The organism is Streptomyces sp. WG5, assembly GCF_049974565.1.
Taxonomy (GTDB): domain Bacteria; phylum Actinomycetota; class Actinomycetes; order Streptomycetales; family Streptomycetaceae; genus Streptomyces.
The window spans coordinates 23844-31166 of the sequence record NZ_JBNGGC010000054.1; the positions used below are offsets into that span (position 1 = coordinate 23844).

Here is a 7323-nt window from a genome sequence, read left to right on the forward strand (position 1 = left end):
ACCGAGTGCCCATGATCAGCCCCGATCGGCCCCAGATGGGGGGTTAGAGAGCGAAAAGAAACCCCGTACGGGCCCGTGTGCGGACGCCTCGGGGGGACACGGCATCATGACGGGATGCGTGCAGTGGTGCAGAGGGTGGACGGCGCGGACGTCGTCGTGGACGGCGAGACCGTGGGAGCGATCGACGGCGAGGGCCTGTGCGTCCTGGTCGGCGTCACCCACGACGACACCAAGGAGAAGGCGGCGCAGCTGGCCCGCAAGCTCTGGTCGGTGCGGATGCTGCACGACGAGAAGTCGTGCAGCGACGTCGACGCCCCGCTCCTGGTGATCAGCCAGTTCACCCTGTACGGCGACGCCCGCAAGGGCCGCCGCCCCACCTGGAACGCCGCCGCTCCCGGCGACGTGGCCGAGCCGCTCGTCGACGAGGTCGTCGCCCAGCTGCGCGCGCTGGGCGCGACCGTGGCGACGGGCCGTTTCGGCGCCCGGATGCGCGTGTCACTGACGAACGACGGCCCGTTCACGGTGTTCGTCGAGGTCTGACGCCCAGGGGCCGCCGGCCCGCAGTACCGGAGCCCGGGGCCCCAGAGACTCCCGGACCTCCCGGGCCTCCCGGGGCTGATCAGGGCACGCTCAGGGCTCTACGACCGTCTCCTGGGCGGCCGCGGTCTCCTCGGCCATCAGCCGGGCGTCCACCGGCACGTTCCGCTTCACCAGGGCGAGGGCGACCGGGCCCAGCTCGTGGTGGCGTACGGACGTGGTGACGAAACCGATCTTGCGGCCGTCGGGGCCGTCGTCCGCGAGGCGGATCTCCGCGCCGGGCCCCGGCAGGTGGACCTCGCTGCCGTCCAGGTGCAGGAAGACCAGGCGGCGCGGCGGCTTTCCGAGGTTCTGCACCCGGGCGACGGTCTCCTGCCCCCGGTAGCACCCCTTCTGGAGGTGGACCGCCGTCCCGATCCAGCCCAGCTCGTGCGGGATGGTCCGGTGGTCGGTCTCGAAGCCGAGGCGGGGACGGTGCCGCTCGACGCGCAGCGCCTCGTGCGCCAGGATCCCGGCCGGCGGACCCGCCTGCGCCGCGAACGCCTCCAGTTCCTCGCGCGGCAGGAAGAGGTCACGGCCGTACGCAGTCTCCCGGACGGCGACGCCCTCGGGCACCTCGGTGATCGAGCCGGCCGGCACGTGCACGACGGCGATGTCGGCGGTGCGGTCGGCGACCTCGACGCGGTAGAAGAACTTCATCGACTCCAGGTAGGCGGTCAGCGCCTCCTGGCTGCCGGGCTCCACGTGGGCCCAGACGGTCGTGCCGTCGTCGACGAGGTACAGGGCGTGTTCGATGTGGCCGTTCGCGGAGAGGATCAGCGCCTCGGTCGCCTCGCCGGCCGGCAGCTCGCTGACGTGCTGGGTGAGCAGCAGGTGCAGCCAGCTCAGCCGGTCGTCGCCGGTGACGGTGACGACACCGCGGTGGGAGAGATCGACGAAGCCGGTGCCGTCGGCGAGGGCGCGCTGCTCGCGGAACAGGTCGCCGTAGTGGGCGGCGACGCCTTCGTCCACGCCCTCGGCGGGGACGGCGCCGGGCAGGGACAGCAGGGGGCTCTTCATACGCCCTAGCCTACGACTCGGTGGCCGAACCCCTCGGCGCGCAGTCCTTGCACCGGCCGAAGATCGCGAAGTGCTTCAGGTCGGTGTCGAAGCCGAACTGTTCCCGCAGCTTGTCGGTGAACTCGGCGGCCACCGACAGATCGGCCTCGATCACGTTGGTGCAGTCCCGGCAGACCAGGTGGATGTGGTGATGCCGGTCGGCCAGGTGGTAGGTGGGCGCACCGTGCCCGAGGTGGGCATGGCTGACCAGCCCGAGCTCCTCCAGGAGCTCCAGCGTGCGGTAGACGGTGGAAATGTTGACCCCCGACGCCGTCTTCCTCACTTCGCCGAGGATGTCGTCGGGGGTCGCGTGCTCCAGGGTGTCCACGGCTTCGAGCACCAGCTGCCGCTGCGGGGTCAGCCGGTAGCCGCGCTGCCTGAGGTCGCTCTTCCAGTCGGTGCTCACCACACCCACGAGTCTAGGACCTCTTCGAAGGGACCTACTTGAAATCCGGAGGGCCTACTTGAAGAAGGCGATCCCGTCGTCGGGCATGTCGTCGGGCAGGGCCTTGGCCCAGCGCTCGACGTCCTCCGGGGTGACGACCTTCTTCAGGTGCGCCGACATGTAGGGGCGCAGCTCGACCTCGGGGGTCTGCTTCTCGCCGACCCACATCAGGTCGCTCTTGACGTAGCCGTACAGGCGCTTGCCGCCGGTGTAGGGCTGCGAGGCCGCCGTGCGGGCCACGGCGTCCGTGACCAGGTCGATCTGGGGCTTCTGGTCGGCCAGCTCGCCGTACCAGATCTCGATGACGCCGTCGTCGCGGGTCATCGTGACCTCGACCTTGCGGTTCGCGTCGATGCGCCAGAAGCCGTGCTCGGACTCCAGCGGGCGGACCTTGTTGCCGTCGTTGTCCAGCACCCAGGTGTGCGACCGGTACTCCAGGAAGTCCCGGCCGTCGTGGGTGAAGGAGACCTCCTGACCGAAGTTGCACTTCTCGGCGCCGGGGAAGTCGTGCACGCCCGCGCCCGCCCAGTCGCCGAGGAGGAAGGCGAGGGGGACGAGGTCCTTGTGCAGGTCGGACGGGATCTCGATCATGAGCGGTACTTCCTGGCGTCGGTGATCAGCGCTGGCCCTGGTACAGCTTCTTCACGGTCAGACCGGCGAAGGCGAGGACGCCGACGCAGACCAGGACCAGCAGGGCTTCGAAGAAGATCTCCACGGGGTGCTCCTTGAGCGGGGGGCATACAACAGGGCCGGCCTCAGCTTACGCGGCCCGCCCCGGCTCTTCTCGCCGGACTCCGTCCAGGAAGACGGCCCACGTGGGCGCGGTGAAGAGGAGCGCTCCGCGGGAGGGGTCCTTGCTGTCGCGGACGGGGACGAGGGAGGGGAAGTCCGGGGCGACCTCGACGCACTCCCCGCCGCTCGTGTTGCTGTAGCTGCTCTTGCGCCAAGAGACGGCGCTCAGAGCGATGGCTCGCATGGCGCTTCCTCCAACGTCCGCAGGATGAAATCGCGCGACTCGGCCGGTGACAGCGCCAAGTCACGCATCGCATCGTACCTACGTTGCAGCAGCTCAACTGAGGCGTTTTCCTCCACGGGTTCGCCGCGCGAACCGTGCCCTCGGTTCCTGACTGCGACCCGTGATCACCCTCCGCTGCGGCACCGCACCCCTCCCGGCTGTGGAATGTGTGGAATTTGGAGCGCCCACCGTGGCACTGGCGGCCGTTCCGGGCTTGGCGACCCCCGGCGCGGGTCATGCCCGTACCACCCACCGCTACGCAGAGTAGGGCAACTGTCGCATCGCGTACAGACGTTGACGTAAGGGAGTGAACCCGTGAGAACAGAACCGGCCACCTATGAGCCCGGCACCGTGCTCTACGACACCGCCGCCGCCAAGGTCGGTGAGTACCGGGGTCGCAGCGGGTCGCGCGCGATGCTCCGGCCGCTCGGCGGCGGGCGGGAGTGGGAGGCGGAGCCGGCGGCGCTGCGCCCGGCGACCGACCGGGAGCGGCTCGGGGCGAGCCTGCGTGCGGTGAACGACCGCACTCTCGCCGCGCCTCCGGTCCCCGGCGAGCTGGAGCGGCCGCCCCTGCCGGTACCCGGCTGCGAGGCCTGCGCCTGGCTGGCCGACCGGCGGGAGGCCGCACGCGCGGTGTTCGACCACAGCGCGGTGACGGACGCGAACGTCCTGCTGCGCCAGCACCGGCGCAAGGAGCACGAGGGATGACGTACGACGGCGGACCGCCCTACGAGGAGTGCCGGCGGGCGCAGCGGCTCGCGCCGCGACGGGACCGCGCTCCCCTCTCCCCCGGCTTCGCGCTGCCGCCGTTCCATCCGGACCACCCGCCGAGGCCCGCGCCGAAGCACAAGGCCCGGCACCGGCGGCGCACCCGGCTGGACGGCGCCACCGTCAGCGGCCTGCTCACCGTCCTGTGGGTCGCGACGCTGCTGGTGACGATCACCTTCGCCGTCTGACGCCGAGTACACAGGCCCCGTGGGGTCCGTCCGCCCGGCGGATCAGTGCAGCAGTTGGCTCTGCAGGACGACGGTCTGCTGGAAGGGCACCGCCCAGGCGCCGCCCTTGCGGCTCTGCAGGACGACGGCCAGCACGTCACCGGCGCCGAGGTAGGCCTGGAGCACCTGTTCGGCGCCGTACGGCTCGGGTTCGACGTAGAAGGTGTACCTGATGTCGTCGAACCGGGCCTCCTCCGGAACCCTCTCGTCGAGGAGGGTCTCGCCGGACACGGACATGTCCTCGCCCCGCACCGCGAAGGCCCGGTTGAGGGCAGGCGCGATGTGAAGGGCCTGCAGTTCGTCCACGACGGCCGCGGTGTCGAAGTGCAGCAGGTAGATCCGCGTGTGGGTGCCGTCCGGCGTGGTCCAGCCGCGGGCGGCGATGTGCCGCAGTCCCCTGTCGACGAGCGTCCGCCGCAGGGAGTCCCGGTCCGACTCCGCCTGGTACTCCTGGAGGAAGACGTCGGTGGGCAGCCAGCCGTCCTTTCCGCGCAGCACCTTGTCCACCGTCGCGCCCTCGGGGGCCGGCAGGACCAGGTCGCGCAGGTCGGCGTAGTGGGCACCCGCCGCGTTCTCCTCGTCGAACGGTCCCGGGCTGCCGGACGGCAGCGGTGCGGCGGTGAGCGCGGGGTAGTCCCACCGTCCGTCCGACTCGGTCGCCAGGCCGGGTACGTCCGTGCGCTCCACGCGGGTGACGCCGTACGCCGTCACCGACCCGACGGCCGCGAACACGGCGACGGCCGCGCTCCAGCGCAGCACCGCGCGCAGCACGCGGCGGTCTCGCTTCCCCGGCGCCGGCTCCGTGACCGGGGACGAGGGCGGGGGCGAGGGCGGCGGGATGTCCGACACCGGCGGGGCGGTCTGCTCGGTCATACGGACTCCCCGGGCTCGGCGATGCGGTCGAGCTGTTCGGTCACCAGCTCGGTGAAACTCTCGGTGTCGAACGGCCGCACGCTGTCGGCGGTGACGGTGACCAGCACGTCTGCCTCGTAGGCGGCGCAGAACACCATGTCGAGTTCCTGGTCGGACTCGGCGGACGGACGGAAGCATCTGGCGTTCTCGTGACCCTTGATGCGCGGACCCTCACGGAAGACGTCCATCGCCGCGAAGAACGCGTTCTGACGCGTCGCCATGTCGCGGACCGCCGACCGGTTCCCCATGCGGGAGAGCACGATCGTCACCGTGGCCGCGCCCGTCTGTCCGTCGTCGGTGACGTGGCCGCCACCGGCGTAGTTCCGCATCGCCATGCCCGTGATGTGCCGGCGGTCGATCTCCTTCTCCAGCTCCTTGCGCTCGGAGCGGGGCAGGCCGGCCAGTGACTCCTTGCGCAGGGCGGTGGCCTGGGCGCCGCTCAGCGTGGCGTCCGAGCCGAACTCCCCGAGGTCGGGGCCGCGTGACCAGGCGTCGTTCCGGTACGGCACGAGAGTCTGGGCCAGGCCGGCGGCTCCGGCCGGGGTCGGTGCCTGCTCCGCCTTCTTCTCCGGCGCGGCCTTGGGAAGCGCCAAGGTGGGGGCGCCCGGGCTGCGGTCGGCGTCCCTCACGGTCACAGCGGTGTACCCGGCGCCCGCGACGGTGACGGCCGCCAACACGAGCGCGCTGCCGGCCACCGCGAGACGCCGACCACGCTCAGGCCGCGCGTCGACCGCGTCGGGCTCCACGGGCGTATCGGCCTCGCCGGAACCGGTGGAAGCGCCGGGCTCGGCGGACTCGCCGGAACCGGCGCTCGCGTCGGACTCGGTGAGAACGTCGATGCGCGGCGTCCTGTCCGGTTCGGCGGATGCGTGGGACTCGGCGGGCGCGTCAGAGGGCGGTGGGGCGGAGGTGGGATGCGGCAGCTCGGGGACGGTGGGGGCCGGGAGCGCCGGCTCGCCGTTCCGGTTCTCGTTCACAGGCGCTCCATCTGCCGCTCGGCCAGGTCCAGGATCGTCTGCTTGCTGATCGGCTTGTCGCCGTTGACCCAGATCTCCATGGCCACGTCACCCCGCCGGGCGTGCGCCTCCGCGGTGTACACCGGCGGCTCCCCCGGCTCGCCGGTGGGCAGCCCGTGGACGTACGCCCACCCGTCCCCGGTGCCCGGGACGGGCCAGCTGTCGGTGTTCTCGTCCAGCGCCGCCCAGTACCTCGCTCCGGCGACCTTCTCCCCCGCCGCCAGAAGCTCCTCCTGACGGAACTGGATCAGCCGGATGCTCACCGCGTAGGAGCCTTCGACGTACCAACCGCCGACGGCCGCCCGGCGGAACTCGTCGTGGAGCAGCGCGTCGAACTGCTCGCCCGGCCGCTCATAGGTCTCCACGTACGTGGCGAGGTCCATCCAGCCGTCCTCGCCCTCCGGCCACTCGAGGTCCTGGGCGGCGCGCGGCTTCTCCAGCAACAGCTCGCGCAGGTCGCCGTCGGTCCGCACCCTGCGGTCCTGTGCGGCGGGCAGCCGCTGCGGCACCTCACCCTTGCCGGGCGCGGCCAGCGGCCGGGCCAACGACGGCAGCTTCGTCGGCTCCCGGTCGGCCTGCACGAGGTAGCCGGCGCAGACGCCGGCGACCAGCCCGAGTACGGCGGCGGTGCAGATGAGCACGGTGGTACGGCCGCGTCGACGCGGCCGTGGCTCCGGCGCCGTCCCGTCGGCCGGCGGCGTGCCCTCCGTTCGCGGTTCCGCTTCCGGTTCCGTTTCCTCTTCCAAGACGTCCCCCCACAGAACGTGTATGACGCATTCGATCAGTCGTGCGCACAGGAGACCCACAGCCTGGCGCCAGGGTTGTGATGGCGTTGATTACGATTCGGCCATGGCGAAGAAGCTCGTGATCAAGGTGACGGCGGGGGCGGACGCGCCCGAGCGGTGTTCTCAGGCGTTCACGGTGGCGGCGGTGGCCGTGGCCAGCGGTGTCGACGTGTCGCTGTGGCTGACCGGGGAGTCCGCCTGGTTCGCGGTGCCGGGGCGCGCGGCCGAGTTCGAGCTGCCGCACGCCGCGCCGCTGCCGGACCTGCTGGACTCGCTGCTGGCGGGCGGCCGGGTGACGCTGTGCACGCAGTGCGCGGCTCGGCGCGACCTCACCGAGAAGGACGTCATCGAGGGCGTGCGCATCGCGGGCGCGCAGGTCTTCGTACGGGAGGCGCTGGCCGACGACACCCAGGCCCTCGTCTACTGACCGTTCCTATTCAGTCTGCAGGAGTGAGTGCTGGACCCATTCCTGCACACTGCGGACATCCCGAACGGTTTTGGGTGTCCTGGTCGCCCGCTT

At 71.5% G+C, this 7323-nt stretch carries 11 protein-coding genes and 1 pseudogene; 4 read left to right on the top strand and 8 right to left on the bottom strand.

Going from position 1 to position 7323, the window contains the following annotated elements; all coding sequences use genetic code 11:
- Positions 1-114: 114 nt before the first annotated feature.
- Positions 115-540: a D-aminoacyl-tRNA deacylase gene (dtd, locus tag ACP4IX_RS34560; RefSeq protein WP_426526450.1), complete on the top strand. Its 426-nt coding sequence runs from the start codon at positions 115-117 to the stop codon at positions 538-540.
- Between the two features lie 90 nt (positions 541-630).
- On the opposite strand, the gene ACP4IX_RS34565 is transcribed toward dtd, so the two are convergent.
- The 5 genes and pseudogenes from ACP4IX_RS34565 to ACP4IX_RS34585 form a co-directional block, all read right to left on the bottom strand.
- Entirely contained in the window at positions 631-1596 is a 966-nt protein-coding gene (locus ACP4IX_RS34565) for a YgfZ/GcvT domain-containing protein (protein WP_426526452.1), read from the bottom strand.
- A 10-nt stretch (positions 1597-1606) separates the two neighbouring features.
- A complete protein-coding gene (locus ACP4IX_RS34570; protein WP_426526454.1) occupies positions 1607-2044 on the bottom strand; it encodes a Fur family transcriptional regulator in 438 nt (145 codons plus the stop codon).
- A gap of 51 nt (positions 2045-2095) precedes the next feature.
- On the bottom strand, positions 2096-2671 hold the full coding sequence (locus ACP4IX_RS34575) for an FABP family protein (RefSeq protein ID WP_426526456.1): 576 nt from the start codon (positions 2669-2671) through the stop codon (positions 2096-2098).
- Positions 2672-2840: 169 nt separating this feature from the next.
- The gene (locus ACP4IX_RS34580) at positions 2841-3056 is read right to left on the bottom strand and encodes a DUF397 domain-containing protein (RefSeq protein WP_426526458.1); all 216 of its coding nucleotides are present in this window, start codon (positions 3054-3056) and stop codon (positions 2841-2843) included.
- A pseudogene (locus ACP4IX_RS34585) lies at positions 3038-3184 on the bottom strand (XRE family transcriptional regulator); the annotation flags it as partial. The gene ACP4IX_RS34580 and the pseudogene ACP4IX_RS34585, both read right to left, overlap by 19 nt.
- 226 nt (positions 3185-3410) lie before the next feature.
- On the opposite strand from ACP4IX_RS34585, the gene ACP4IX_RS34590 reads away from it, so the two are divergent.
- On the top strand, positions 3411-3803 hold the full coding sequence (locus tag ACP4IX_RS34590) for a hypothetical protein (RefSeq protein WP_426526460.1): 393 nt from the start codon (positions 3411-3413) through the stop codon (positions 3801-3803).
- Positions 3800-4051 carry a hypothetical protein gene (locus ACP4IX_RS34595; RefSeq protein ID WP_426558489.1) on the top strand — a complete coding sequence of 84 codons (252 nt, stop codon included), beginning with the start codon at positions 3800-3802 and terminating at the stop codon, positions 4049-4051. The genes ACP4IX_RS34590 and ACP4IX_RS34595 overlap by 4 nt, the downstream gene beginning before the upstream one ends.
- A 42-nt stretch (positions 4052-4093) precedes the next feature.
- On the opposite strand, the gene ACP4IX_RS34600 is transcribed toward ACP4IX_RS34595, so the two are convergent.
- Genes ACP4IX_RS34600 through ACP4IX_RS34610 form a run of 3 tightly spaced genes read right to left on the bottom strand, consistent with a single transcriptional unit; the run spans position 4094 to position 6659 of the window.
- A complete protein-coding gene (locus tag ACP4IX_RS34600; protein ID WP_426558490.1) occupies positions 4094-4963 on the bottom strand; it encodes a hypothetical protein in 870 nt (289 codons plus the stop codon).
- Positions 4960-5979, bottom strand: a complete 1020-nt coding sequence (locus ACP4IX_RS34605) for a hypothetical protein (RefSeq protein ID WP_426558492.1) — start codon at positions 5977-5979, stop codon at positions 4960-4962. Before ACP4IX_RS34605 ends, ACP4IX_RS34600 begins: the two co-directional genes overlap by 4 nt.
- The gene (locus ACP4IX_RS34610; RefSeq protein WP_426558494.1) at positions 5976-6659 is read right to left on the bottom strand and encodes a hypothetical protein; all 684 of its coding nucleotides are present in this window, start codon (positions 6657-6659) and stop codon (positions 5976-5978) included. Before ACP4IX_RS34610 ends, ACP4IX_RS34605 begins: the two co-directional genes overlap by 4 nt.
- A 208-nt stretch (positions 6660-6867) precedes the next feature.
- Between ACP4IX_RS34610 and ACP4IX_RS34615 the strand changes: the two genes are divergently transcribed.
- On the top strand, positions 6868-7230 hold the full coding sequence (locus tag ACP4IX_RS34615) for a DsrE family protein (RefSeq protein ID WP_426558496.1): 363 nt from the start codon (positions 6868-6870) through the stop codon (positions 7228-7230).
- The last annotated feature ends 93 nt before the right edge of the window (positions 7231-7323 follow it).

Bases quoted from the DNA above. Each gene is read 5' to 3' on its own strand.
- ACP4IX_RS34600 (WP_426558490.1), bottom strand. From the start codon at position 4,963: ATGACCGAGCAGACCGCCCCGCCGGTGTCGGACATCCCGCCGCCCTCG.
- ACP4IX_RS34565 (WP_426526452.1), bottom strand. From the start codon at position 1,596: ATGAAGAGCCCCCTGCTGTCCCTGCCCGGCGCCGTCCCCGCCGAGGGC.
- ACP4IX_RS34575 (WP_426526456.1), bottom strand. From the start codon at position 2,671: ATGATCGAGATCCCGTCCGACCTGCACAAGGACCTCGTCCCCCTCGCC.
- ACP4IX_RS34595 (WP_426558489.1), top strand. From the start codon at position 3,800: ATGACGTACGACGGCGGACCGCCCTACGAGGAGTGCCGGCGGGCGCAG.
- ACP4IX_RS34580 (WP_426526458.1), bottom strand. From the start codon at position 3,056: ATGCGAGCCATCGCTCTGAGCGCCGTCTCTTGGCGCAAGAGCAGCTAC.
- dtd (WP_426526450.1), top strand. From the start codon at position 115: ATGCGTGCAGTGGTGCAGAGGGTGGACGGCGCGGACGTCGTCGTGGAC.
- ACP4IX_RS34615 (WP_426558496.1), top strand. From the start codon at position 6,868: ATGGCGAAGAAGCTCGTGATCAAGGTGACGGCGGGGGCGGACGCGCCC.